This is a genomic window from Vibrio sp. L3-7 (assembly GCF_963898195.1).
Classification (GTDB): domain Bacteria; phylum Pseudomonadota; class Gammaproteobacteria; order Enterobacterales; family Vibrionaceae; genus Vibrio; species Vibrio echinoideorum.
Genome location: NZ_CAWQUW010000064.1, coordinates 1 through 1,350 on the forward strand (window position 1 = coordinate 1; position 1,350 = coordinate 1,350).

General features: G+C 46.1%; 1 protein-coding gene. It reads left to right on the forward strand.

Annotation, left to right across the window (positions count from 1 at the left end; genetic code table 11):
- A partial coding sequence (locus tag AACW75_RS23005; protein WP_237297966.1) for a T1SS-143 repeat domain-containing protein occupies positions 1-1,350 on the forward strand: 1,350 nt, incomplete at both ends.

Consider the following 1,350-nt stretch of genomic DNA (forward strand, 5'->3'; position numbering starts at 1 on the left):
TACTTGAAGCGTTAGACCATGTTGATGGCTTGGCAAATAATGTTCTGAGCTTTGATCTGCCTGTTTATGCAGTTGATAGCGATGGCGACGATTCACTGGTGTCTCAGTTAAATGTAACCATCGGTGACGATGTTCAAATCATGCAAGGTGGTACGTTAGATATCACTGAGCCAAATCTTGCAGACGGCACAATTACAACCAATACCATCGATGTGATGCCAGAGCAAAGCGCCGATGGTGCGACGATCACTCAGTTCACTTATGACGGTCAAGTTCGAACACTGGATCAAACGGACACAGGTGAGCAGCAATTTAGCTTCACAGAAGGTGAGTTGTTCATCACGCTTGAAGGTGAAGTTCGCTTCGAACCTAATCGTAATTTGGACCACACGGCTAGCGAGGACATTGTGAAGTCGATTGTGGTGACCTCAAGCGATTTAGACAACGATGTACTGACTTCCACAGTGATGCTGACGATTACTGATGGCGATATCCCAACGATTGATGCGGTACCAAGTGTTACGCTTTCGGAATCTAATTTAGCCGATGGCTCTGTGCCAAGCGGAAGTACAGTAAGTCAAACTGAGACGATTACTTTCACGAACCAAAGTGATGATGTGGCGAGTTTCCGTATTGAACCGACTGAATTCAATGTCGGTGGTGCACTGAAATCGAACGGTTTTGCGGTTGAGATAAAAGAAGACTCTGCTAATCCGGGTACTTACATCGGCTTTATTACCAATGGTTCGGGCACTGAAGTTCCAGTGTTCACGATTGCCTTCTCTACGAGTACGTTGGGTGAATACACCTTTACTCTGCTTGAAGCGTTAGACCATGCGGATGGTTTAGATAAGAACGATCTGAGTTTTGATCTGCCTGTTTATGCGGTTGATACGGACGGCGACGATTCACTGGTGTCTCAGCTGAATGTGACCATCGGTGATGATGTTCAAATCATGCAAGACGGTACCTTAGATATCATCGAGCCAAATCTTGCAGACGGCACAATCACAACCAACACCATTGATGTGATGCCAAATCAGAGTGCTGATGGCGCGACGATCACTCAGTTCACTTATGATGGTCAGTTACGAACACTTGATCAGAATGACACCGGCGAGCAGCAATTCAGTTTCACGGAAGGCGAGCTGTTTATCACTCTTGAAGGTGAAGTGCGCTTTGAGCCAAACCGCGACCTAGACCACACCGCGAGTGAAGATATTGTGAAGTCGATAGTAGTGACTTCAAGTGATTTCGATAACGACGCTCTGACTTCAACCGTAACGCTGACGATTACGGATGGTGATAACCCGACGATTGATGTTATTCCAAGTGTTACGCTTTCTGAAA